The sequence below is a fragment of the Streptomyces sp. XH2 genome, assembly GCF_049725035.1.
Taxonomy (GTDB): domain Bacteria; phylum Actinomycetota; class Actinomycetes; order Streptomycetales; family Streptomycetaceae; genus Streptomyces; species Streptomyces roseoverticillatus.
Map to the genome: position 1 here is coordinate 335,825 of NZ_JBMMMZ010000002.1, position 22,278 is coordinate 358,102.

The following is a 22,278-nucleotide window of genomic DNA, read 5'->3' on the forward strand; positions in this document are numbered from 1 at the left end:
TTGCCGCGGACGCCGCGGGTGCCCCGTTATTGGGCCCACACATACCCGTCAGCGCCCCGGACCCCCACCCCTGCGCCCCCGCCCCCTCCCGTACGGACCAAGCGCCGCGCGCGACCCGCGTGGACCTCCCGTGGCCGCCCGGCCTCCCCGACGGCGGCCGGCACGGCTTCACGCCGGAGCACCGGGCGAGGTTGGAGGCGGCTCTGCCCAGCATCGCCCAGGTTGTGGGCCATCGTGCCGCAGGGGCGGCACAGGTGGGCACAACCGCACCCGCAGGCGACAACGGCGATCGCACCCCGCGGCGCGTCCTCGTCCTCGGGAGCGAGGAGCTCATGTACGCGCCCCTGCGCATCGCCCAGGCACTGGAAGAAACCCTGGGGGATACGGCCTCCGTCCGTTTCTCGACGACCACCCGGTCCCCCGTGCTGCCCGTCGACGACCCCGGCTACGCGATCCGGTCGCGGATCACCTTCCCGGCGCACGACGCCCCTGACGACGGTCCCGGCGACCGCTACGCGTACAACGTTGCCGGCGCCGGCTTCGACACGATCATCGTGGTCGTGGACTCCGCGGGTGACACCGCCGAACTCCACGCCCCCGGCGGCCTGCTGGACGTGCTCGGCGCTCACGCCGAAGACGTCCTGCTCGCCGTCGTCCCCTCCTACGCACCTGAGAGCCCCATGCCCCAACCCCTCCGCGGTCCCGCCTTCTCCTCCTACGACCCCGAGGACGTCGGCTGGCTCCTCCAGGACCTGTCCGGCGTCGAACTGGAGGCGCCCACCGAGGAGCGCGAGGAGGCGATCCAGAGCGGCGGCGCGCACTACGCCGAGTCGCTGCCCGTCGAGTACCAGCCCAGCGAGCAGTACCAGGCCCTCTACACGGCCGCCCTCGACGCCTCGGCGGACCGGATCGCCCGCGCCGTCGGTGCCGTCACCGAGACCGTGCTCGCCGAGCGGTCCCCCCGCCCCGTCATCGTCTCGCTGGCCCGGGCCGGGACGCCCGTGGGCGTGCTGATGCGCCGCTGGGCCCGGTACGCGCACGGGCTGGACCTGCCGCACTACGCCGTCTCCATCGTCCGGGGCCGCGGCATCGACCCCGTCGCCCTGCGCTGGCTCGCCGCGCACCACGACCCCGCCGACGTCGTTTTCGTCGACGGCTGGACGGGCAAGGGCGCGATCACCCGTGAACTGGCCGCGGCACTGGAGGAGTTCCCGGGCTTCGACCCGCGCATCGCCGTGCTGGCCGATCCCGGCCACTGCGTGGAGACCTTCGGCACCCGGGACGACTTCCTCATCCCGTCCGCCTGCCTCAACTCCACCGTCTCGGGGCTCGTTTCCCGGACCGTGCTGCGCTCCGACCTCGTCGGACCGGACGACTTCCACGGCGCCAAGTTCTACCGCGAGCTGGCCGGTGCCGACGTGTCCCGCGCCTTCATCGACGCCGTCACCGCACGCTTCGGCGAGGTGGCGGCGGACGTGCGGCGGGACGCCAAGGAGCTCGCCGGCGCCGACCGCGCGCCGACCTGGGCCGGCTGGGCCGCCGTCGAGCGGATCAGCGAGGAGTACGGCATCCACGACGTGAACCTCGTCAAGCCCGGGGTGGGGGAGACCACCCGCGTGCTGCTGCGCCGCGTCCCGTGGAAGATCCTCGCCCAGCGCGGGGCCGGAGCGGACCTGGACCACGTACGCCTGCTGGCCGGGCAGCGCGGGGTGCCCGTCGAGGAGGTGGACGGCCTGCCGTACAGCTGCGTCGGCCTGATCCACCCCCGGTACACCCGTGGCGCGACCGGCGCCGACGGCAAGGCGGTCGCCAAGTGACCCTCCTCGTCGCCAGCGACCTCGACCGCACCCTCATCTACTCGGCCGCGGCGCTCGACCTCGCGGGGCCCGACGCGCAGGCCCCGCGGCTGCTGTGCGTCGAGGTCTACGACCGCAAGCCGCTCTCGTACATGACCGAGACGGCGGCCGCCACCTTCACCGGCCTGGCCGCCGCCGTGCCCGTCGTGCCCACGACCACCCGGACGCGCGAGCAGTACCAGCGGATCCGGCTGCCCGGCCCCCCGCCCGCGTACGCGATCTGCGCCAACGGCGGCGAGCTCCTCGTGGACGGCGAGTCCGACCGCTCCTGGCGGGCCGGCGTGGAGCGGCGGATCGCCGCCGGGTGCGCGCCGCTCGCCGAGGTGCGCGAGCACCTCGTGCGGTCCTCCGACCCGTCATGGCTGCTCAAGGAGCGCACCGCGGAGGACCTCTTCGCCTACCTCGTCGTGGAGCGGGCGAAGCTGCCCGGCGGCTGGGTCGCGGAGCTCGCCGAGTGGGCCGGCGCCCGCGGCTGGAGCGTGTCCCTGCAGGGCCGCAAGCTCTACGCCGTGCCGCGCCCGCTCACCAAGAGCGCGGCGGTCGCGGAGGTCGTGCGGCGCGCCGGCGTCTCCGAGGTGCTCGCCGCCGGCGACTCGCTCCTCGACGCCGACCTGCTGCTGGCCGCCGGGCGCGGCTGGCGGCCCGGCCACGGCGAGCTCGCCGACACCGGCTGGTCCGCCCCGCACGTCACCGCCCTGGAGACACGGGGCGTGGCCGCGGGCGAGGAGATCCTGCGGGCTTTCGCGGACGCGGCGGCGTAGGCTCGTTCGCGGCCTTGCACGTCGTCGAGGAGGAACCCGTGACCGAGTTCAAAGGCACCGCGCTCACCCCCGAGTTGTACGCGTACGTCCTCGCCCACAACCCTCCCCTCGACCCCGTGCAGCGCGGCCTGGTCGAGACCACCCAGCGGGCCCTCCCCGCGCACGCCGTCAAGCAGATCGCCGAGGAGCAGGTGCCGCTGCTGGCGTTCCTCGTACGGCTGACCGGGGCCCGGCACGTCGTGGAGGTCGGCACGTTCACCGGCCTGTCCGCGCTCGCCATGGCGCAGGCGCTGCCCGAGGGCGGCAGACTCGTCGCCCTGGACATCTCCGAGGAGTGGACCGCCTACGCCCGGCAGGCCTGGGAGCGGGCCGGCGTCGACGGCCGCATCGACCTGCGGATCGCGCCCGCTCTGGAGTCCCTGCGGGCCATGCCCGCCGAACCCCACATCGACCTGGCGTTCCTCGACGCCGACAAGGACAACTACGTCAACTACTGGGAAGAGCTCGTCCCGCGGCTGCGCCCCGGCGGGCTGATCGTCGCCGACAACACCCTGATGATGGGGTCGGTCCTGGACCCGGAGAACCACCCCGCGGGCGCCCACGTACGGGAGTTCAACACGCACGTGGCGGCCGACAAGCGCATGGAGTCGGTGATGCTCACGGTGGCGGACGGCCTGACCCTGGCGCGCAGGGCCGGCTAGGAGCAGCAGCCGCCCCCGCAGCAGCCTCCGCCGCCCCCGCCCTGCGGTGCGGGCGCGGCGGAGGACCCGCCCGTGACGGCGACGGCGGACAGCAGCTTCACCGTGTCCTCGTGCCCCGCGGGGCAGGACGCGGGGGCGGACGACTCGGCCATGGGCCGGCTCAGCTCGAAGGTGTCCCCACAAGCACGGCAACGGTATTCGTAACGAGGCATGCGGGCAGCATAGTCAGACTGCCGTCGGGCAGGCAGCGGACGACGGCGGGAGGCGGCGGGGCCTACGACGGCGCGGCTGTCGGCGACGGCGGGAGGGGGCGGGGGCGCAGGGGTGGGGGGGCGGGGGGCGGACGGGTATGTTTGGGCCCCATACCCGGGCACCCCCCGCGGCCGCGGCCCGCCCCCCCCCCCCCCCCCCCGCCCCCCCCCCCCCCCCCCCCCCCCCCCCCCCCCCCCCCCCCCCCCCCCCCCCCCCCCCCCCCCCCCCCCCCCCCCCGGCACCCGAGACGCACCCGCACCCGCCGGCGGCTCACCCCGCCGCAGCCGCCCGGATCTCCTGGACGACCCGGGAAACAGACCCCCGCACAGCCTCCGTCTCCATGAGGAAGTGCCACCAGTCCGGATGCCGCCCCTCCAGCCCGGCCACCGCACGGTCCAGCCGTTCCACCGCCGCGTCCAGCGGCCCCGCATGCCGGGGGTCGGGCGTGCTGCGGCCCGCCATGGCCAGCCGCTGCGCGTCGCGGATCGCGAAGCGCGTGCGCTCGACCTCCTGCTGGTGGTCGAAGGACACCTCGTCCAGCCGCCGCAGCCGGTCCGCCGCGGCGGAGACGGATTCGTCGGTCGTGCTCAGCACGGCCCGTACGGTCGACAGCAGGGCCTGGGCGTCGGGCCACCGCTGCTCGTCGCGCGCCCGCCGCGCCTCGGCGAGCTTCTCCTCGGCCTGGGCGACGGCCCGCTGCGCTTCGCCGGGCACCTGCTGGAGGTCCTGCCAGCAGGCGGCGCTGTAGCGGCGGCGCAGCTCGCTCAGGACGGGCTCGACGCCCGCGGCGCGGGTGGTCAGGGCCTGGGCCCGCGTCCGCAGGGACACCAGCCGCTTGTCGATCTCCGCGGCCTTGGCCGGCAGGCCCTCCGCCTCGGCTCGTACGGCCCCGGCCTCCTGCAGGACTCTTTCCGCGCGCCGGAGCGTGTCCGGCACGCCGTGCTGTCCGGCGCCCTGGTTGAGCTTGGTGAGCTCGGGGGCGAGCGCCGCGAGCCGCGCGGCGAGGCCGTCGGCCCGCAGGCCCGCGTCGCGCACGGCGTCGAGCGCGACGGTGGCGGCGAGGAGGCCCTGGCGGGCGCGCTCCACGGCGGGCGCGAGCCGGGAGAGCTGTTCCTCGGCGGTGCTCAGGAGCGGGCCGAGGCCCTGCCCGAACCGCTCCAGGTCGGCCTTGGCGCGCAGCAGCTCGTCCTTGGCCTTGGTGAGGTCGGTGCGGGCGCGGGCGGCGGCGCCGGCGTCGAGGTCCTCGCGGTCGAGGTCGTGGGAGTCGACGGCGGTGATGTAGGCGTGCGAGACCTCGTCGATGCGCTGCCCGAAGGCCGCGAAGTCGGCGGCGGCCTTGCGGGCGGCGGGGGAGGAGTCCACCGCGGTGATCGTCTCGATGGAGATCCGCAGCTCGCGCTGGGCGGTGTCGAGCTCGTAGAAGGCGGCCGCGGCGGCGTCCTTCGCGGCTTGGGCGTCCGCCCGCTGGCCCTCGCCGCGGCCCCAGCCCCAGCGGCGCGTGCCGCCGCCGGCGAAGGCCGCGGGCGCGGCGGCGAGGGCCGCGGCGAGCAGGGGGAGCGGCAGGAGGACGAGGGCGAGGGCGTCGCGGGCGGCGGCGGCTCGGGCCCCCGCAGCCCGGAAACGGCGGTGCGCCGGTCGTGCGGACTGTGCGAAGGTCGCCGTCACTTGCCCTCTCCCGATGGATCGCCCCTGGCCGGATGCCATTCTCCCACCCGGTAAGGACGAACACACGGGACGGTCAGTTGCCGGTCAGTCCGCGAGGCGGATCTTCACCTCGCCGTTGTTGCTGTGGGCGGTGACGACGTGCGCGCTGCTGTCGTCGCGCGGCACGTCCACGCGCACCTTGCCGTTGTTGCTGCGCCCCTCGGCCTTGTACGGGGCACGGGGCAGGTCGACGGTGACGGCGCCGTTGTCGCTCCCGGCCTCGACGCGGTCCGGGACCCGGCCGAAGGCGAGCCGCACGGCCCCGTTGTCCGTGTCGGCCTTGACCTGGCGGGAGGTGACGCCGGTGGTGGTCAGGGTGCCGTTGGAGCTGTGCAGGCGCAGGGGGCCGCTGCTGTCCTCGACGCGGACGGCGCCGTTGCTGGAGCGGACGTCGAGGCCGGTGTCGAAGCCGCGGGCCTTGACCTCGCCGTTGTCGTTCTTGACGGTGACCTGCACGCCGCGCGGCACCTCGATCTTGTGCCGGGCCTCGCAGTCGGCGCTCAGCCCGGAGCACTGCTCCTTGAGCTTGAGGACGGAGCCGTCCATCTCCCAGGTGACCTTCGCCGTCCCGCCCAGGGTCCATCCGGAGAACCACCGCGTGACCTTGACGTCCTTGACGTCGGCGGGCACGAGCTCCAGCGCGGAGTTGTCGGACTCGACGGTGAGCTCCTTCCCGGCCAAGGCGAACGCCTTGTGCTCCGGGGTGGCCTCGTCGGCGTCGGCGCTCCCGCACCCGGCCAGCACGGCTCCGGCGATCAGCACACCGACCGTGACGAGCGGGATACGGACGGCGGCGGAACGGGTGCGGGGCTTCATCGGGTCTCCGGTGGGGCAGATCGGCGAGGTGCGGCAAAGGCGCTGCGTAGGGGACCAGCGTAGGAGTGGATCATGATGGGGCGCGATGAAGCCCGCTACCGAAAGGGGGGTGAAGCCTGCTACCGGACCGGGGGTGGGGATAACCCCCGCACGGGCGCCCCGGCCCTGCGTTTGCGGGGACCCCGGCAGGTCGATGTAGGCTGTCACCTCGTGCCAGGGCGCATAGCTCAGCGGTAGAGCGCTGCTCTTACAAAGCAGATGTCGGCGGTTCGAATCCGTCTGTGCCCACCAGCGCGAAGACCCCCAGTCGATCACGACTGGGGGTCTTTGACATCCATGGATGACATCAACGTCGGCGTCGGCCGAGCATCCGATCCATGTGGGCGATGGCTTCCCGCTTCAGTGCATCCGGTACGTGGGTGTAGACGTCCATCGTTACGCTGATCTTGCTGTGGCCGAGGAGCTCCATAGCCGTGCGTGGATGCACGTTCCCTGCGGCAAGCAGGGTGGCGGCACCGTGCCGTGCATCGTGGACGCGGATGCGGGGGAGTCCTGCCTTGGCTGTCAGCCGGTGGAAGGACCGGAGGACGTTGCTGCCCTCGATCGGCCGACCGGTGCGGGTGGTGAACACCAGGTCGGTCTCATGCCAGTTCTCGCCCGCCTTGCCGCGCATGGCTTGCTGCCGCATCCGCTGCCACCGCAGGGGAGCGATGCACAGCACCGGCAGGGGCAGCGTCCGCTTGCGCCGATTCTTGGTGTCGTCTTCGTAATTCACCCCGCCGACGCGCTGACGCTGCTTGCGTACCCGCACCGTACGGCCGTCGAAATCGATGTCTTGCCAGCGTAAGCCGACGAGTTCGCCGCGACGCAGGCCCAGCCCGACCGCCAGCATGAAGGCCGCGTACAGCGGATCACGTCGGGCAGTGAGGATGAACGCTAAGGTCTCGTCCAGCGTCCACAATTGGCCCTCATAGCTGTCTACCTTCGGCGCCTCGACCAGCTTGACCACGTTGCGTGTGATCAGCTCTTCCCGGCAGGCCGCCGTCAGCGCAGAGCGCAGAACCCGGTGCGACTCCTTGGCGGTCGCATGGGTGGTGGCGTTCGTGATCTGTGTCAGAGCCGTTCGAACGTCCCGCACGCTCAGCTTCTCCAACGTCTTCTTGCCGAGTCGGGGGATCAGGTAGAGCCGGACGTGCGTTTCGTACTTGGCGTGCGTGGTGGGCTTCCTGCGCGGCTTGACGATGTGCTCCAGCCAGTAGGGCAGCCACTCCGCGAGCTTTGCCGACCGGGTGGGAACGGGGGTGCCGCTGTCGACCTTGGCGAGCAGATCGCGGCGCTTGGTGTCGCACTCCGTCCAGGTCTTGCCGTAGGCGAACTTACGGGCGCGGGTGCCGTCCGGCTGGAGCACGTAGACGGCGGCTTGGTAACGGCCGTCCTTGCGCTTGGTTATGGTGCCGGCGCCGTTGGGGTTGCGCTTGCGCTCACTCGCCATCAGGCGGCCTCCTCGATCCGGTCGGCGATGAAGCTGCGTACGGCAAGAGCAGGGATGCGTCGGGACCGGTCGATGGTGATCGACGGCAGGCGACGGGAGCGGATGAGGTCGTAGACCTTGGAACGCCCGAGCTTGAGCAGCGCCATGACCTCCGGCACCGTCAGCAGCTCCTCAGTGGCAGTGGTCATGGCTGGTCTCCTTCCAGATCTTGCAGATCGGCTAGAGCGAGACGGGCCGCTTCGCGAGAGGCGGCGATGTCGCGGGCAATCGTGGCGGCGAGCCAGGACTCACCGGGGGTGTGGCCGTGGCCGGCGTAGGTCCAGTGGGCGAGGACCCGCGTGCTGGCTTCGGGTGCTTCGTCAGGGTCGGGCAGGCCGAGGCGTTCGCGTTCCTGGCGTGCGCGATAGTCAGCGCGGACCTGGCGCAGGGCGCCCAGGGTGGTGGAGTAGGTCCGCGACTTGGTGGAGAAGTGGCCGCGGAAGCCGAGCATGTGTGCCCAGGCCCACAGGCGGCGGCCGAGGTAGTGCTCGTCCAGGTCCCAGCAGGCCCGGATGAGCCGCCGGGTGTGCTCGGGCAGGTCGGGGAGCTTGTCGAGTTCTGCGAGTTCGCCGATCCGGCGGTCCACGACCCCGGTTGTCTCGGCTGCCTTGGTGGCGTACTTGGCGACGTAGGAGGCTACGGCCTGTTCGGTGAGGTCTTCCCCATTGCCGAATGCGCCGATGGGTTGCACGTCGAGCTGTGTGCCCCAACGCAGGGTCCAGCCGACATAACCGGCGTCCTCGTTGCCGGGGACGCGTACTTCCACGCGTGTCGCGGCGGCGCGGATGGCTCTGGTGAGCAGGGCGAGGGTTGCCCAGGGCGGGGGTGAGGTGTGCGGCCCGGCGGGACCGTCGAAGCGGATCACGGCATGGAAGTGGACGGCACCGCGTTTCTGGTACTCGGCGACCTTGCCGAAAGACACCCGCGCCTGCTCGCGCGCCTCGCGTTGGGTGAGCCCGGCGCGGCGGGCGATCTCACGGCGGAGGTAGATCGTGAAGTAGCGCCACAAGTCTCCGGCGTGGTTGTTCCACATCACGGCAGCCGCATAGTCGTACTCGCGGGGGTTGAGCGGGGTCCCGAGTACTGCGTCCCCTTCGGCGTGGCTGATGCCGCACCGGCACGGGTGGGTGCCGGGCCGGTTGTGGACGGGCCCGAAACTGGGGGCGGTCAGGGTGACGAAGACGCGGGGGTGTCCGCGGACGGTGTGCGGGGTGCCCTTGGCCGGGTCGCCGGTCAGCCCGGCGCGGATCAGGTGATAGGTGTCTCCGGCGTAGGTCCAGGCGCAGGAGGGGCACCGGGAGGCCCGCCGGTTGCCGCAGGCGATCCGCAGCCGCCCGCCAGGTTCACGGTCGGTGGTGTAAGCGTGAAGGACCGTGCCCGTGGTCAGGTCCAGGGTCTTGGTGTAGCCGACGAGGTGAATCGGGTCGGCGCAACCGCCCGTGCGGCGGATCTGCTCGTGCCAGCGGTCGAAGCCCGGTGCCCCGGCCACCCGGAGGAGATCCCCCAGGGTGGCCGGGTCCAGGCCCGCCAGGGCGGCGGCATCAGTCACCAGCGCCGCCCTGTTCGGGGGGTGCTTGCCTTGTCGCAGGACGGCCCAACCGTCTCGCCCGTGCTCGTGGTTGGCGTGGGGCGGTGGGCGTCGAACTGATCGTGCGCGGCACGCCTTGCCAGCAGCTCGGATCCCTCGCGCTTGGCCCGCGCTATGGCCTCATCTTCGAACAACGGGTCGTTGTCGCTGTCGTTGCGGCGAAAGAGGCTCACTTCGCGTCCTCCTGCCGGCCGGGGTGGGCGTCGAGCCAGGCTTCGGCACAGACCTTGTGGACGGGCTTGCCCCGGTCGGAGCGCAAGGGGGTCGGCCTACCGCAGCACACGCACGGCTTGTCGCCGGTGTGGTCGAAGTGCTCAGGCGATCGCCAGTCGAGGAGGGCCACGGCGGTCACCTCCCGGCACTGGCGTAGGCGGCGGGGAGGGCGTGGCCGGTGCCCTTGCAGGCCGGGCAGGGGATGCGGAACGTGGCGCGGGTGCCGTCGGTGTGGCGGGGACCGGTGGTGATGGCGGCGGTGGCGAAGCCGTCGCAGTCGCGGCAGACGGGCGTGTTCAGAGCGCGCTGAGGCATGATGGGGCTTCCCTTTCGGGTCCGTTGGATCAGGAAGGGGTGCAGGCGCCGGGGCGGTGGATCTTTGGCGAGAGAGCCGCCCCGGGGCCGTTCAGTGCTTGTTCAGGTCCTTGATGAGCAGGCGCAGGACGACCGCGAGCACGGCGACGGAGACGCCGGTGATGGCGACCGCGAGAAGCATCGAGACCAAGACCGCGCCGACGACGAGGACCACGGCGCCGCCGCCGGCCGCGAGGGCGAGCGCACTGCCGGGGGTCAGTTGGACCGTGGGCCGGTTCGTGCGCGGCTCCACCTGGACCGGCGCGGGCGCATGGTCGACCGAAGAGCCTTTGACAGCCGGGGCGACGGCTGGGGGCGGTGCGGTGTGCGGCGCGGGGTACTTCGGGGTGAACACGGGCGTTGTCCTTTCGTGGTGGGTCACTTGAGTGCGGCGTCGATGGCGGGGGCGAGGAAGCTATTGGCGGTGGCGTAGCCGCCGAGCAGGAGCACGGCCACGAGCCACCAGGGCGGGCGGACGAGCTTGATGCCGAGGGCGCAGACGACGATCAGGGCGAGCCAGAGCGGGACGTTCACGGCGATCTCCTAGAACAGGCACCGGTGGGTGCGGGCGGCGAGTTCGGCGGCGGCCCGGCTCAGGTAGTCGGCCGAGAAGTCGCAGCCGGGGGCCGTGCACGCGGCGGCGTGCTTGGCCCGGCCGTGAGCATCGGTGTAGGAGCCGATCTGGATGGGGCCGATGCGGATCACGTCGTAGAAGCGGTTCGGGCGTGCCATGGCGTGTTCTCCTCGTGTCAGTCGAGTTGGGCGGCGATGGCGTCGGCGAGCTGCGGCGGGACTCCGAGACGGGCACGCAGGGTGGTGGTGTCGATCTCGGTACCGGTACGTGAGCGGTACTCGGTGGCGATCTTTCGGGCGTGATCGAGGAGCGCAGCCGGTACGACCGGGGCAGTCTCGACAGCGGGCAGTGGATCCGCAGCAGGCGCCAGCTCTGGCGCGGGATCCGGCGCAGGGGAGCTCTCGGCGACAACCGGTTCAGGCTGTACCTCCTCTGCTCCCGAGTGCGGAGCCCCTTCGGTCCGCGGTGCGGCCGGGGTGTGGGCGAGGAGGGTTCCGCCGAGGAAGGCCAGGGCGGGCCATCCGGCGATGCCGAAGCGCAGCCAGGCGGGCGGGTGAGCTAGATCGAGGAATCCGGCGGTAGCGACGTTGGCGCCCAGCGAGGCGATGAGCGCGATGAGGAACCAGCACCACGCAAGCCGGGACGGTCCCGAGGTGCGCAGTCGGCGCCAGGCAGCGACCAGGAGCAGATCTACCGAGATGGGATAGGCCCAGCCCTTCCAACCGTCTTGACCGGCTGCGGCAGCAAGGTCGTGCAGGTGGGCGAAGGACAGCGCACCAGCGATCACGGCTTGGACCAGGACCGCATCACAGCGGAGTGCACGGGGCATGATCAGTCACCTCCTCCGAGGCGGCGGTTGGCACCGGGCGGCACGGGATCAGCCGCCCGATGCCGACTGCTGGTCAGGTGGCGGGCGCTTCGCCGGAGCCGAGACATGTCAGGCACAGGCCGTTCTGCTGAGCCACTTCGCGCTTGTGGCCACGCCGACCGACCAGGACCGGGGTCGTAACCGCGCCGTCGCCCTTGCAGTCCGTGCATTTCTTCACCCGCGGCTTGCCTGCGGCGGCCCTGCGAGTGGCCATGGTCACCACCCCGCTTCGGGGTAGTCGGGGCCGTCGCCGTCTGCCCAACCGGGCGGGAGGTGGTCGCAGGGCAGGGATGCAGCCAGCGCCGGTCCCACCACGGCCACGAACTCTTTGTCGTGGTCAGGCAGGTAGGCGTAGAAGACGAGCGCAGTGATCAGGTTCACGGTGCGTTCGAGGTCCTCGTGGGCGTCCATCGAGTCGTCACCTGCTCTGACCGGGGTAGTCGTGCCCCTCCGGCGGGTAGTCACCCTGGCGCTCACGGCTTGCCTGCTCCAGCATCGAACCCAGCACGGTGTTGGCGAACTCCAGGTCCGCGCCGTCGCTCTCCGCGTACTCGCAGACATCACGCGTGAGGCGGGCACTGCGGTCGAAATCGTCGGTGCGTCGGGACATTGCTTCCTCTCCTTCATCGATGCGCCCGGTTTCGGGCATGACGGGGTAGGGGCTTGGCGCGAAGACGGTCACGCCGACCGGGTGGGGCAGATGTCAGTCGGCCGAGGTCTGGCCCGGGGCCATCAGCGACTCATGAGCCGTGAGGAGATCGATGAGCCTCGTCGGCCGGAACGGAGCCAGGAACGGCAGGTCGGGCGTGAGGTGCGCGTACTCCCGGCAGACCGCGGCAGCCTCATCGAGCGTCGTCTTGGGAGTGCGGATCCGGGACCAGCCACCGGAGGAGTCGCCGGCCACCGCTACCCCGGGGAGGTCCGGGGGGATCGTCGTCGCGGAGGGAACGGCCTCAGGCGCGATGTCACCCAGCCCCATCTCCGCGGTCTGCTTGTCGTTGACCCGGTGCACGACCCGCCCGGTGAGCTGCGCGCGAAGCGTGGTCGCGCCCCTGCCCAGTTCGGATCCGAAGCGCTGCCCGCAGATCTCCAGAAAGACACCGACCGCACGGGCCAACTGCCCGAGACGGATCATCTGCATCACCATGCGATCCCGGCGCTCTTCATCCTGCTTCGCAGCGACAAGGAAGAGCTCTGCCACCTCGTCCACCAGAACCACCAGCGGCACGGGCCGGACCTCCTCCGGCAGCTCCCACAGCTCTGAGACGCCATGCTTGCTCAGGAGATCGAAACGGGATTCCATCTCGCGTACGAGAGCTTCCAGCACTTCGGCTGCCTCAGCCGGAGTGGTCGCGAGCGCGGAGAGCCGGGGCATGTAGGCGCTCTGTTCCACGCCGCGCTTGCAGTCGATGCCGATCAAACCGACCGGCAGCTTCGCCAGCCCCTTGATCAGATTGCGCTGGTACATCGACTTACCTGACTGATTGGCGCCCAAGGTCAGTGCGTGAGGCACACGCCGGTAGTCGCGCACGAACACTGTTCCGTCGTCCCGCAGCGCGACCGGAACCACCATCGGCCCAGTCGGCACCTGGCGCGGCATGCGCACACGGTGCAGTACGTCGTAGCCGGTCATTCGCAGTTCGATCACACCCGGCCTGATCACGATGACCCGTACCGAGTGGACGCCCCACGCGTGGCGCAGCCGCTCTGATGCAGCAGCCACGTCCGTGGGCTCCAGGCCGGCGGGGAGCCGGAGTCGGACGCGCATCCCGGTCGCGGTGCCCCTGACCCTGCGGACCTTCGGCAGCTCCGGCAACACCTCCCGGCGTCCACCATGCCGCCCGACGAAGGCCCGTATCCGGGAAGGCCGGACCGTCAGCCCGCACGCTTCCATCGTGGACCGGTAGGTCGTGGCGAAACGCCCCCAGGTCACGGGTAAGCCGATCAGCGACCAGTACACGCGAGGAGCACGCACCTTCGCGTAGCCCAGCCCAGCAGCACCGGATAAGGCGCCGGAAGCTTCCAGGATCGTGGCCAGGTCCGGCATGGTCAGGCCCCAGCCGTGATCGCGACTGCGCGGAACGAGATCCCGTGGCGCTTCTGGCCGTTGAACTCGTTCTCCCAGTCCCGGGCCTTGAGCCCGACGACCGACACCGGGGTGCCCGGGTTGAGTCCGTTCGGGATCCCGGTCTCCGGCACGGTCACCTGATACAGGTTCCCCTCACCCTCATCCGAGATGAGCAGACCCACCGTGGAGAGGCCCGCACCGGTCTCCCTGTCCATGGCCCGCTCACCGGTCTGCTTGTTGGCCATCTTCGGCACGGGCGGCGTTGCCACGAACACCACGGCGGTCGAAAGGTCGATCTTGAAGGACGGCATCGCAGCTCCTCCAGAAGAGTTGAACTCCTCCACTCATGTACATGAGTGATAGTTAGAAGAGTGCCTGACTCCTGTGCATGAGTCAACCCGCCGCGAGCAAGGAATCGCGGCGGGCTGCGGGAAGTTGAGGGTGCGTCAGTCAGTCGCAGGGATGCGGTACTGGAAGGTGAACTGGTCAGCGGCCATGAGCGTGTCACACACCTCCACGACACGACCCTTATCAGTCACCGCATCGCGAATGAGATGAATGACAGGTGTGCCAGGACTCAGCGCCAGTTCCGATGCCTCAGCCTTGGATGCTGGACGAGCCTGAAGCGTCTCGATGAACTCGGCGAACTCGTGTCCGTGGTCTTCGAGCCGGGCGTAGATGCCGCCACCGCCGGGGTTCTCAGCGAACAACTCGGGGATGTCCTTGACGACGTCCCAGGGCAGATACGAGATGGCCGTCTCGACCGGCGTTCCGTTCCGGAAGTACAGCCGCCGCCGGGCGAGCACCTGAGCGCCATCCTCCACGCCCAGCCGATCAGCAATGTCTTTCGGAGCCTCCATGGGGCCGACGTAGAGAACGCTCACCCTGGCCGTGGCCCCAGCCTGCTCCGACTCAGCGAGGTACGCAGCCTTGCCGCCCTGACGGTGTGACCGGCGGAAGCGGTCAGACGAGCGCTGCCGCACGGGCGGCCGAGCCTTCACCATCGAGCCCTTACCGTGGCGTGTCTCCACCAGGCCGCTTGCCCTCACCTCGACCATGGCTTTGCGGATTGTGCCGCCCGAGACGCTGTAGCGGTTCACCAGCTCAGACTCACTCGGCACCATGTCTCCGGGCTTGAGGACACCCGCCCGGATCTGCTGGACGATCTCGTCAGCGATCTGCACGTACCGAGGTACGGCCCTCTCACCTCCTACGGTGGTTCCCATAGTCCTTCTCACTCTCCTAAGCTCCTGTGCATGAGTAAATCGCAGGACAGCAGGTCGACGCCACTGCACTCCGTGTCCGTGGCCGGAGTCGTAGTGCGCGGGGACGGGAGGCTTCTGGCGATCCGCCGAGCGGACAACGGCACCTGGGAACTGCCAGGCGGAGTTCTGGAGCTGGACGAAACACCCGAGGACGGCGTCACCCGCGAAGTCTGGGAAGAGACTGGCGTCCATGTCGAGGTCGACCAGCTCACCGGCATCTACAAGAACATGGCGCACGGCATTGTCGCCCTGGTCTTCCGCTGCAAGCCCTCTGGCGGCATCGAGCGCACATCTGTCGAGTCCACGGCAGTCGACTGGCTCACGCCCGAGGAGGTCGCAGAGCGCATGTCAGAGGTCTACGCCGTGCGTTTGCTGGACGCCTTGGACGAAGACGGCCCTCACGTCCGGAGCCATGATGGCCGCCAGCTCATTCATTCTCGCTGACCGATCGGCTCAGGCCGCCTGCCAAGCTTGGCGATGACGGGCGACGCTATAGACCTGCTCGACCTGATCAGCGGTCAGCACCCCTGAGAGCGGGGCCAGCGCCGCGACTTCGCGTTCCTGGTAGACCCGCACCTTGAGCTGTGTGACGACCACCTTCAGATCTGTGACGCCGACGAAGACAAGCACTGGCTCCACCGGCACTGCAAAACCGCAGTGGCGCTCAAGCACCCGTTCCACTCGTCGAGCCTCAGCCCGGCTCTTACGGACGTATGGCTCCGGTTTGCCGTGATTGACCTTCACGGCATCATCGCCGACCCATACCGCCTTCTTGTGATGGTGCTTGGTGTTGATACTGAACACACCGCCGGGACCGATCAACAGGTGATCGATGTCCACCTCACGAGGCAGCGGGATGGAGTGCAGGACGCGCCAGCCCTGGCGCCCCAGCCGGTTCAGCTCATCTCCCACCCGCCGCTCTCCGGCCAGCCCCTTGCGCCAGGAGTCCCATTCGGTGGGACGCCGCAAGACCCATGCAACTGCCCGTTGCCGCAGGCTAGGGCCAGAATTGGCGAGCAAGTCTCGCAGGGCCGTTCCCGGAGGGTTGGGGGCGAGATCGTCATCCGGTGTCAGGGGCGGCAGTAGAGGAGGCCCGCCAGCCGCCGTTGCTTCGGTTGGCGAAGTCGGATCGGCAACGCTTGGTAGGTGCTGCGCCAGCGTTGTAATGACGGCATCTCGGTACTCGGAGCATAAGACCGTGATCTCGCCAGTCTTGCAGTCAGCCCAACCGACAGCAGTGCCGTCCGGCAGGTTCACATACAGGCGATCATGGCCGTACCGCTTCCAGCGCGTGACCTTCAGCTTCTCCACGAGCCCCCTCCGCTCCCGCAGTGACAATGCCGCCATGGCAGCAGCAGGAGCGACACGGCCACAAGAGCGCGCAGCATCCAGAGACCTGTTACAGGTTTCTCTACCTCATCAAGGCACCCCCGGCGGCTCCGCGCCGCCGGGCGCGCTCCGGCTCCGCTGCGGGCGCCGCTCCTGCCTCTGGCCCGCTCCGCCCGCGCTGCGCCGACGCACGCCCACACGCGGATAGGGCCGGAAGCTATAAGGCGATCACCCGGCAGCCGCGGTCAAAGACATGCCTCCGGCGGGGGCGCTCCGACTCCGGGATGGACGGGGGCGCCGTTCGCGAGTGCCGGCGCGTCGTGGCGAGCGCAGGAAGCTCCCATCCCGTCCACCGTCGACCCAGGCAGAGCCGAGCAGACGTGGTCCATGGCGTCCAGGTCGTTCGTACAGTGGCGCGCTCCACCTGGACGCCATGGACCACGCCCGCTCCACGGTGTGTGGGTCGACGGCGGACGGGATGGGAGCTGGGGAAGTTTGTGGTTCCTGTCGGAGAGGACAGCCAGCGTTGCGGTACAGCAGCGAAGTACAGCAACCGCACCGACCACAGGTGACCATTAACGGCCTTCATCGTTGCGCTGACTACGGGAGTCCTCAGCGACCGCAACGTCCGTAGTTCGCATCGAGAAGGTTGGGGCTGTGGCAGTCTGAGGCGATGACCTCTGCGACAGGCAATGAACTCCCAGGTTTGGGTAAGTGGCTTCCCGCTAACATCGATCTTGACTTCGTAGCGCTCTTTCCGATCGAGGTACCGGACGACGCATGGCTCAAGTTCACGCCCGATCCTGAACGAGGCCTCCCCGCCGTGCATATCGACGCCGCTTGGATCAAGGACGAGGTACTACACCAAGCCACAGTCAGTGGCTTCACACTCGGAGAGGGCAACGATGTGGGAGAGCGCGAAGTGCTTCGACAGGGACAACTACCACTGGCATCGGTCGTCCGCCTCAACTACAACATTGTCAGCGGCGATGGCCGCGCAGAGTTGGAAGACAGCAAGGTAGTGACTGGACTGCCCGGAGCTCTGATCGACCCTTACATTCGTTGAGACATCGCTCGACCGTGCCACTCTCGTGCCAGAACAAGCGGGGAGTCACGGGGAACCACGGTATCGAGGGGAAGAACGGCGAGAGACCCGCGCAGGACTCCGAAGCGCCAGGTCACAAAGGCGATCGCCCAACCTCGCTCCTAAAGCGGGTGTCGGCAGTTCGAACCTGCCCGAGGGCACAACGGACGCTGCCTGATACGCGGGCATTCGTACGGCCCGCCGCTCCTGCATCGGGCCACCACCCGGACGGCGGACGCGGCCATACCGTGGGAGAACCCCGTCGTGGCTGGGGCGGTCGGCTCCACGGCTTCAGGCAGCGTCAGCAGATCAGCTGGATTCTCCACTCATGGAGCAGGTCAGCAGGCGTCGGGCGAACCTCGCCACAGGCCCCTGCTCGCGCAAAACTTCCGCTCCAACCTGATCGAAGAACGCCTCCGGGTTCTCAAGAATGACATCGTCCAGACCGTACTCTTCTTCCAGCGGGGGCGAGATGTTGATCTGTGTCTTCGCGGCCATGGCACTCTCCGAGGGATAGATGCACGCCTAGCCATCGACATAGTCGCCACATCTAGTGTGCCCCACCTACGGGCTGTGAGCCTTTTCATGAACAGGTTCTGCGGCAAGCAGCAGCCCTACGGCAGCTACGCAGCCCGCAGCAGGGTGCTTACCGAAGGTGCGGTGAGAGGCGGCATCAACCATGATCAGTCCCACTGGAACCTGATTGTCGTCCTTCACCCGCTGGAGGGCTGGCCCCACAGCTACTACACCAGCCCCTAAACGTTGGCATAGCTGCGGCTTCCACCAGTACCACCTGGTGCGGATGTATTCGGGACGATGCAAGTTCATCATCCTTTTCAGCTCGGTGAAGACCGCACCGTCGTCCGAGTTCAGCTGCAAAGGAGCTTGCTGCCTAGCATCTCCCCGCTCCTTGACCCAGACTCTCGTCAGCGTGTCGGCCTCAGGGTCGTACTGGTAAAAGCACGCCCGCAACACTTGCTGCTTCCCCTCCGGCACGATTTGAGACCGCAGCGCACTCAGCAAAATGTCCCAGGCTCCACGCCTCTCAGCTGGCTTGGATGCATTTGGTGCCCTATAGATCTTTTTCACAGCCGGAAAGAGACCGGCAGCAGCTGCGGCCAGCTTGCGCAACGCCGTAGGCGGCTCGGTCAAGTCGGCCGCCTGAATGAGCCCAAGGATCAGCTGGGCAAGAACCGCCACTACAAGCAGAGACCATGCCCACCATGGGTGATGCTCACGCACCGCACCGAAGAGCGCAGCGCAGAGCGCGGATACCGGCGGGAGCACAGTGCGTACCCCCCACCAGGTCTTCAGCCTCAGCACCACACCAATCACCACAATCATCACATTAGGCGTGGTTCGGTCAGGCTGCCACGGACGCACTCCGGAAGCCGGATCACGTTCTTATGGAGGCCCGCGGGGCCGTCTCAGGGCCGTCGGGGGGTACTCAACGACGACCAATGCTGACAACCACCGACGGCTAAGTCACAGGTCACAGCGTTGATCGATCGCACAGCCGCAGGTCAGAGACCCGGCCCTTCACTTCTTCGGCAAGTGGGTGACTGGGGCGGGCGGCGTGGAGAGACTTTAAGGCCTGCTGATCAGCGGGGCCCCTCCGAGAGCAAGAAAGGGGGCCGAGTGCCCACTTCGTGCGGTGAGGGCATCCAGCCCTCTCCATTGGTACAAGTGTAATGGCCCCCTTTCATGCTCTCGCCCCGCAGATCACCAGCCCTCAAACTCTCTCCCCACCACCCGCGCGGGCAGGCTCGGGCTGACATCCACACCTGACATCAACGAGCACGGATGCCAGCGCACAACGGCGACTCGGCACGGCCAAGGCGACCGCAAGCAGTAGCCGGTGAACAGGCGCCGGACGGACCGCGAGGCGAACTTACAAAGCAGATGTCGGCGGTTCGAATCCGTCTGTGCCCACAGGATCAGCAGGAGCCCCGCACCGGGACCGGTGCGGGGCTCCTGCGTTTCCGTCCGGGGCCGGGGCCGGGGGCGCCCGGAGGGTCCCGTCACGGCAGGGGCAGCATGCCGCCGTTCCTGTGGAGCCACGACCGGTACGTCGGGTTGGCGTAGGCGAGGGAGCGGTAGGCGTCGGCCAAGTCGCGGAAGAGGGCGTCGGTTTCCGGGACGGAGAGCGCTCCCGGGCGTGTGGCCAGGGAGAGTTCGACGGTGAGGGGGTCGCCGTAGAGGGGGCGGAGGACCGTTCCCGGGCCGGCTTCCGCGGTGGGCTGGCAGGCCCGTACGGCCTCGCCCGAGGCGACGAGGTCCGCGGCCGTGGTGGTGTCGCGGACGTGCACCAGGCGCGGGTCGATCCCGGCGGTGGTGAAGGCCCGCTGCAGGGCCGACCACTCGTGGTCGGCCGCCGGGTCCACGATCCAGGCGTCGTCGGCGAGTTCGGCGATCCCGACCACGGGGTGGGCGGCCGCCGGGTGCGTGACGGACAGGGCGACGAACCGCGGCTCGCGGGTCATGAGGACGCGCTGTTCGACGCCCGGCGGCATGTGCAGGGGGAAGCCCTCGGTCTCGTGGACGAAGGCGGCGTCGAGCTGGTTGGTCGCGAGCAGTTGCAGCAACGTGCCTGCGGATACCTCTATGTGGATGGCGACGTCCGTGTCGGGCAGCCGGGCGTGGAGGCGGCGCAGCCAGCCCGTGACGACGCGTCCGCCGAGGCTGCCGACGCGCAGCCGGGCCCCGCCCGCGCCCGCCGCGGCGTCCCGGGCGGCCGCCATCAGCGCGCTCATCTCGGCGATGATGGGCCGGGCCCGGGAGAGCACGGAATGGCCCAGCGGCGTGGGGCGGCTGCCGGTCTGGCCGCGGGTGAACAGCAGCCCGCCGACGGCTCCTTCGATGCGGCGGAGCTGCGTGGTGAGCGAGGGCTGGGTCATGCCGAGCTGCAGCGCGGCCTTCCGCACACTTCCCGCATCCGCAATGGCGCAAAGCGCGCGGAGGTGCCTGACCTCGAGCTCCACGGGGGGAGCATAACTGCGCCCCGCACGTCACACCAGGCACATGTCGGGGCAGGGTAGGTGATTGGCTGGTGTTATGGCCAGTTGGCATCATCCGTATCGCTGATAACTCGTCACAGACTCTCGGGGACCAGCAGTTCACCCGACGGACATCCGGCAGGCACACCCACCGGCCGGCCCGGACGTCCTCGGCACGAATGGAGTCCCCCACATGAAACGCTCCACGATGGTGCTGTCGGCTGCGATCGGCCTCGGGCTCACGGCGGCCGTGACGGCGGTTCCCGCCTCGGCCGCGGCCCCGGCGGCCACCGGATCGCAGACCGTGCGGTCGTCGTACGCCGGCTCGGCGGCCGAAGAGGCCGACAACAAGGCGTTCTTCGACGCCGTGATGAAGTCGGCGCAGGCGAAGGCCGCGAAGTCGCCGGGCCTGCGGGCCGTCACGGTCACCTACGACGCCAGCAGAGCGCCCAGCTTCGCCTCCCAGATAGCCGCCAGCGCGCAGATCTGGAACAGCTCCGTGCGCAACGTCCAGCTGCGTGCGGGCAGCAACGCCGACTTCAGCTACTACGAGGGCAACGACTCCCGCGGCTCCTACGCGAGCACCGACGGCCACGGGCGCGGCTACGTCTTCCTCGACTACCGGCAGAACCAGCAGTACAACTCCACCCGCGTCACCGCGCACGAGACCGGTCACGTGCTCGGCCTGCCGGACCACTACTCGGGTCCGTGCAGCGAGCTGATGTCCGGCGGCGGCCCCGGCACGTCCTGCCAGAACACGCGCCCCAACAGCACCGAGATCAACAGGGTCAACCAGCTGTGGGCCAACGGCCTGTCGGCCTTCAAGAAGGACGACAAGGGAGTGTTCACCACGGTTCGATGAGCCTGCCGGCCTGCTGAGCAGGCCCGCTTCTCCGGCGGCCCGGTTCCCTCGCGGAGCCGGGCCGCCGCCCGTCTCCACGCCCCTCGCGCCGCGCGGCCGCATACTGGAACGGATGACACACGTGCCCCCTGGCCTCACCTATCCGGAGGCCGGCGCCACCGCCCGCTTCCCGCTGCCCGCCGGCTACCACCATCTCCACGAGGCCGGGTACGTCGGCCGCGGCCGGCCCGTCTTCGAGGCGGCGGCCGACGCGGTCCTCTCCTGGCGCCTGCACCGCGCCGCCGGCATCCGCGTGCCCGCCGGCACCCTCCCCGCCGCCCCCGGCGTCACCGTGGACGTCTCCCTCGGCCTCGGCCCGCTGCGCGCGGCCGGGACGTGCGCGGTCGTCTGGACCGTACGGGAGGAGCGCCGCGCGGGCTTCGCCTACGGCACGCTGCCGGGCCATCCCGAGTGCGGGGAGGAGTCCTTCGTCGTCACCCTCGACGGGGCGGAGGACGTACGCCTGGCCGTGACGGCGTTCAGCCGGCCGGCGCGCTGGTTCACGCGGGCCGCCGGGCCCTTGGTGCCGGCCTTCCAGCGGAGGTACGCGCGGCACTGCGCGCGGGTGCTGCGGGCGGAGGTCGCCCGGGCGGGCGCGTAGCCGGGCGGCACGTTGGTCCGTACCAAAGCCCGTGCGGGTGCGGGACGAGGGGGCCCGCCGGTCACCGACCGGACGTACGGTCGTTGTAGTAGCGGTTCATACGGGGAAGTGCGGCTCGTGGGGCTGCGGTGGTGTTTCCCACCGGGCTTTTGGAACGGAGCCGCCGGCCTCCCGGGGCGGCGCTACACCTCTCGCGGCCGCTTCACGACGTACGCCGCGCCCGCCCCCGCCGCGAACAGGGCGAGGAAGGAGACGGCCGTGCCGATCCAGCCGGCGCCCAGCCACTGGCCGCCGAAGTAGCCCAGGCTCACGCTGTACGCGGCCCAGGTCAGGCCGGCCAGGGCGGACCAGGGGAGGAATTCGGCCACCCGGCGGTGCATCACGCCCGCGCCGAGGCTGACCACCGAGCGCCCGGCCGGTGCGAAGCGGGCGACGACCACCAGGGGGCCGCCGCCGCGCAGCAGCGCCGTGCCGAGCTTCTCCTGGGCGGCGGTCAGCCGCCGCGAGCGGGCGATGGCCCGGTCGAAGCGGTCGCCGCCGCGCCAGGCGAGCCGGTAGGCGACCATGTCGCCGAGGACGGATGCCGTCGCGGCGCACATGACCAGCGCGAGCATCTGGGGGAAGCCGGCGTGGCCGCGGGCCGCGTCACCGACCGCGTCGGCCGCGGTGCCCGCGGCGGCGGTCGCCGCGGTGATCACCAGGACCCCGCTGGGGAGCACGGGGAGGAAGACGTCCAGGAGTACGGAGATGCTGACGATCACGTAGATCCATGGGGTGTCGGCCAACGCCCCCAACTGCTCCAGCACGTCCTGATCT

General features: G+C 70.0%; 29 protein-coding genes and 1 tRNA gene. 8 read left to right on the forward strand and 22 right to left on the reverse strand.

What is annotated here, in order from left to right; all coding sequences use genetic code 11:
• The 3 genes from ACOTKD_RS05105 to ACOTKD_RS05115 form a co-directional block, all read left to right on the forward strand.
• Positions 1–1,817, forward strand: a 1,817-nt coding sequence (locus ACOTKD_RS05105; protein ID WP_424887647.1) for a cysteine protease StiP domain-containing protein, incomplete at its 5' end; no start/stop codon positions are given.
• Positions 1,814–2,617, forward strand: a complete 804-nt coding sequence (locus ACOTKD_RS05110) for an HAD family hydrolase (protein WP_424887648.1) — start codon at positions 1,814–1,816, stop codon at positions 2,615–2,617. The genes ACOTKD_RS05105 and ACOTKD_RS05110, both read left to right, overlap by 4 nt.
• A gap of 38 nt (positions 2,618–2,655) precedes the next feature.
• On the forward strand, positions 2,656–3,318 hold the full coding sequence (locus ACOTKD_RS05115; RefSeq protein WP_424887649.1) for an O-methyltransferase: 663 nt from the start codon (positions 2,656–2,658) through the stop codon (positions 3,316–3,318).
• On the opposite strand, the gene ACOTKD_RS05120 is transcribed toward ACOTKD_RS05115, so the two are convergent.
• The 3 genes from ACOTKD_RS05120 to ACOTKD_RS05130 form a co-directional block, all read right to left on the reverse strand.
• A complete protein-coding gene (locus ACOTKD_RS05120) occupies positions 3,315–3,530 on the reverse strand; it encodes an FmdB family zinc ribbon protein (protein WP_424887650.1) in 216 nt (71 codons plus the stop codon). The two genes, ACOTKD_RS05115 and ACOTKD_RS05120, sit on opposite strands and share 4 nt — an antisense overlap.
• Before the next feature lie 310 nt (positions 3,531–3,840).
• Positions 3,841–5,274, reverse strand: coding sequence for a hypothetical protein (locus ACOTKD_RS05125; RefSeq protein ID WP_424887651.1), 1,434 nt, complete (start codon positions 5,272–5,274; stop codon positions 3,841–3,843).
• A 45-nt stretch (positions 5,275–5,319) separates the two neighbouring features.
• Complete coding sequence (locus ACOTKD_RS05130; protein WP_424887652.1) at positions 5,320–6,090, reverse strand: DUF4097 family beta strand repeat-containing protein; 771 nt, start codon at positions 6,088–6,090, stop codon at positions 5,320–5,322.
• 216 nt (positions 6,091–6,306) lie between these two features.
• Here ACOTKD_RS05130 and ACOTKD_RS05135 point away from each other — a divergent pair.
• A tRNA-Val gene (locus tag ACOTKD_RS05135) sits at positions 6,307–6,381 on the forward strand.
• Between the two features lie 55 nt (positions 6,382–6,436).
• Here the strand turns inward: ACOTKD_RS05135 and ACOTKD_RS05140 are convergent.
• The 14 genes from ACOTKD_RS05140 to ACOTKD_RS05205 form a co-directional block, all read right to left on the reverse strand.
• Positions 6,437–7,582 (reverse strand): site-specific integrase, encoded by a 1,146-nt coding sequence (locus ACOTKD_RS05140; RefSeq protein ID WP_424887653.1) that lies wholly within the window; start codon positions 7,580–7,582, stop codon positions 6,437–6,439.
• Positions 7,582–7,770 (reverse strand): helix-turn-helix transcriptional regulator, encoded by a 189-nt coding sequence (locus tag ACOTKD_RS05145; protein ID WP_424887654.1) that lies wholly within the window; start codon positions 7,768–7,770, stop codon positions 7,582–7,584. The genes ACOTKD_RS05140 and ACOTKD_RS05145 overlap by 1 nt, the downstream gene beginning before the upstream one ends.
• On the reverse strand, positions 7,767–9,170 hold the full coding sequence (gene repSA / locus ACOTKD_RS05150; protein WP_424887655.1) for a replication initiator protein RepSA: 1,404 nt from the start codon (positions 9,168–9,170) through the stop codon (positions 7,767–7,769). Before repSA ends, ACOTKD_RS05145 begins: the two co-directional genes overlap by 4 nt.
• 208 nt (positions 9,171–9,378) lie before the next feature.
• Positions 9,379–9,552, reverse strand: coding sequence for a hypothetical protein (locus ACOTKD_RS05155; protein ID WP_424887656.1), 174 nt, complete (start codon positions 9,550–9,552; stop codon positions 9,379–9,381).
• Positions 9,553–9,557: 5 nt separating this feature from the next.
• Positions 9,558–9,737, reverse strand: coding sequence for a hypothetical protein (locus ACOTKD_RS05160; protein ID WP_424887657.1), 180 nt, complete (start codon positions 9,735–9,737; stop codon positions 9,558–9,560).
• A 91-nt stretch (positions 9,738–9,828) separates the two neighbouring features.
• Positions 9,829–10,131: a SpdD protein gene (locus ACOTKD_RS05165; protein ID WP_424887658.1), complete on the reverse strand. Its 303-nt coding sequence runs from the start codon at positions 10,129–10,131 to the stop codon at positions 9,829–9,831.
• Between the two features lie 23 nt (positions 10,132–10,154).
• A complete protein-coding gene (locus ACOTKD_RS05170) occupies positions 10,155–10,310 on the reverse strand; it encodes a hypothetical protein (protein ID WP_424887659.1) in 156 nt (51 codons plus the stop codon).
• Between the two features lie 9 nt (positions 10,311–10,319).
• A complete protein-coding gene (locus ACOTKD_RS05175) occupies positions 10,320–10,508 on the reverse strand; it encodes a mobile element transfer protein (protein ID WP_424887660.1) in 189 nt (62 codons plus the stop codon).
• 17 nt (positions 10,509–10,525) lie between these two features.
• Positions 10,526–11,179, reverse strand: a complete 654-nt coding sequence (locus tag ACOTKD_RS05180; protein ID WP_424887661.1) for a DUF2637 domain-containing protein — start codon at positions 11,177–11,179, stop codon at positions 10,526–10,528.
• 255 nt (positions 11,180–11,434) lie between these two features.
• On the reverse strand, positions 11,435–11,629 hold the full coding sequence (locus ACOTKD_RS05185; protein ID WP_424887662.1) for a hypothetical protein: 195 nt from the start codon (positions 11,627–11,629) through the stop codon (positions 11,435–11,437).
• 7 nt (positions 11,630–11,636) lie between these two features.
• On the reverse strand, positions 11,637–11,828 hold the full coding sequence (locus tag ACOTKD_RS05190) for a hypothetical protein (protein WP_424887663.1): 192 nt from the start codon (positions 11,826–11,828) through the stop codon (positions 11,637–11,639).
• 93 nt (positions 11,829–11,921) lie between these two features.
• Positions 11,922–13,265: an FtsK/SpoIIIE domain-containing protein gene (locus ACOTKD_RS05195; protein WP_424887664.1), complete on the reverse strand. Its 1,344-nt coding sequence runs from the start codon at positions 13,263–13,265 to the stop codon at positions 11,922–11,924.
• Positions 13,266–13,267: 2 nt separating this feature from the next.
• The gene (locus tag ACOTKD_RS05200) at positions 13,268–13,597 is read right to left on the reverse strand and encodes a hypothetical protein (protein ID WP_424887665.1); all 330 of its coding nucleotides are present in this window, start codon (positions 13,595–13,597) and stop codon (positions 13,268–13,270) included.
• Positions 13,598–13,732: 135 nt separating this feature from the next.
• On the reverse strand, positions 13,733–14,512 hold the full coding sequence (locus ACOTKD_RS05205) for a GntR family transcriptional regulator (protein WP_424887666.1): 780 nt from the start codon (positions 14,510–14,512) through the stop codon (positions 13,733–13,735).
• A 30-nt stretch (positions 14,513–14,542) separates the two neighbouring features.
• Here ACOTKD_RS05205 and ACOTKD_RS05210 point away from each other — a divergent pair, with 30 nt between their 5' ends.
• Positions 14,543–14,995, forward strand: a complete 453-nt coding sequence (locus ACOTKD_RS05210) for an NUDIX hydrolase (protein ID WP_424887667.1) — start codon at positions 14,543–14,545, stop codon at positions 14,993–14,995.
• A 9-nt stretch (positions 14,996–15,004) separates the two neighbouring features.
• Here the strand turns inward: ACOTKD_RS05210 and ACOTKD_RS05215 are convergent, their stop codons facing one another.
• On the reverse strand, positions 15,005–15,898 hold the full coding sequence (locus ACOTKD_RS05215; RefSeq protein WP_424887668.1) for a nuclease-related domain-containing protein: 894 nt from the start codon (positions 15,896–15,898) through the stop codon (positions 15,005–15,007).
• A 655-nt stretch (positions 15,899–16,553) separates the two neighbouring features.
• Here ACOTKD_RS05215 and ACOTKD_RS05220 point away from each other — a divergent pair.
• Complete coding sequence (locus tag ACOTKD_RS05220; RefSeq protein ID WP_424887669.1) at positions 16,554–16,946, forward strand: hypothetical protein; 393 nt, start codon at positions 16,554–16,556, stop codon at positions 16,944–16,946.
• A 327-nt stretch (positions 16,947–17,273) separates the two neighbouring features.
• Here ACOTKD_RS05220 and ACOTKD_RS05225 read toward each other — a convergent pair whose 3' ends face one another.
• The 3 genes from ACOTKD_RS05225 to ACOTKD_RS05235 all read right to left on the reverse strand — a co-directional run bounded on the left by ACOTKD_RS05225 (position 17,274) and on the right by ACOTKD_RS05235 (position 19,888).
• Positions 17,274–17,462, reverse strand: coding sequence for a hypothetical protein (locus tag ACOTKD_RS05225; protein WP_424887670.1), 189 nt, complete (start codon positions 17,460–17,462; stop codon positions 17,274–17,276).
• A 66-nt stretch (positions 17,463–17,528) separates the two neighbouring features.
• Positions 17,529–18,311 carry a hypothetical protein gene (locus ACOTKD_RS05230; protein WP_424887671.1) on the reverse strand — a complete coding sequence of 261 codons (783 nt, stop codon included), beginning with the start codon at positions 18,309–18,311 and terminating at the stop codon, positions 17,529–17,531.
• Positions 18,312–18,985: 674 nt separating this feature from the next.
• Positions 18,986–19,888 (reverse strand): LysR family transcriptional regulator, encoded by a 903-nt coding sequence (locus ACOTKD_RS05235; RefSeq protein WP_424887672.1) that lies wholly within the window; start codon positions 19,886–19,888, stop codon positions 18,986–18,988.
• A gap of 265 nt (positions 19,889–20,153) precedes the next feature.
• Between ACOTKD_RS05235 and snpA the strand changes: the two genes are divergently transcribed.
• Both snpA and ACOTKD_RS05245 read left to right on the forward strand, forming a co-directional pair.
• Positions 20,154–20,822, forward strand: coding sequence for a snapalysin (gene snpA / locus ACOTKD_RS05240; RefSeq protein ID WP_424887673.1), 669 nt, complete (start codon positions 20,154–20,156; stop codon positions 20,820–20,822).
• A gap of 112 nt (positions 20,823–20,934) precedes the next feature.
• Complete coding sequence (locus ACOTKD_RS05245; RefSeq protein ID WP_424887674.1) at positions 20,935–21,462, forward strand: DUF1990 family protein; 528 nt, start codon at positions 20,935–20,937, stop codon at positions 21,460–21,462.
• Between the two features lie 182 nt (positions 21,463–21,644).
• On the opposite strand, the gene ACOTKD_RS05250 is transcribed toward ACOTKD_RS05245, so the two are convergent.
• Entirely contained in the window at positions 21,645–22,268 is a 624-nt protein-coding gene (locus tag ACOTKD_RS05250; RefSeq protein WP_424887675.1) for a DedA family protein, read from the reverse strand.
• Between the last annotated feature and the right edge of the window lie 10 nt (positions 22,269–22,278).